Source organism: Nocardia sp. No.11 (genome assembly GCF_038752175.1).
Classification (GTDB): Bacteria; Actinomycetota; Actinomycetes; order Mycobacteriales; family Mycobacteriaceae; genus Nocardia; species Nocardia canadensis.
In genome coordinates this window covers 1-550 of the sequence record NZ_JBCGFB010000281.1, presented here as the reverse complement: position 1 = coordinate 550, position 550 = coordinate 1, and the positions used below count along the sequence as shown (strand labels likewise).

Annotated in this window: 1 pseudogene; it reads right to left on the bottom strand. The window is 65.3% G+C overall.

Going from position 1 to position 550, the window contains the following annotated elements:
* A pseudogene (locus tag V8688_RS32055) lies at positions 1 to 501 on the bottom strand (4-hydroxy-2-oxovalerate aldolase); the annotation flags it as partial.
* Positions 502 to 550: the final 49 nt, after the last annotated feature.

Genomic DNA, 550 nt, shown 5'->3' with positions numbered 1-550 from the left:
GTAGACGCACTGGCAGCCGGCATCGGCCATGATGCGGGCCTGCTTCGCCAGCGCCGCCGGCGGCTGGCTGTGCGACATCATCAGGAAGCCGACCGTTTCGAGGCCGAGGTCGCGGGCGAACTGGAAGTGCTGCACGGAGACGTCGGCCTCGGTGCAGTGCGTCGCGATGCGGCAGATGGACGCGCCGTTGTCCTGGGCGATCTTGATGTCGTCCTTGACGCCGACACCCGGCAGCATCAGGAAGGCGATGCGCGCCCGCTTGGCCGATTCGGCGGCGGCCTTGATGAGTTCCTGTTCCGGTGTTCTGGCGAACCCGTAGTTGAACGAGGACCCACCCAGGCCGTCACCGTGGGTGACTTCGATGACCGGCACTCCGGCGCCGTCGAGGGCGGTGACGATGTCGCGCACCTCGGTCGTGGTGAACTGATGGCGCTTGTGGTGGGATCCGTCGCGTAGCGAGGTATCGGTGACGCGGATGTCGAGATCAGCTGAGTAGACCATGGTTTCGAATCTCCTTACACCCGAGCCGAGATGATCTGGTCGGCCAGCA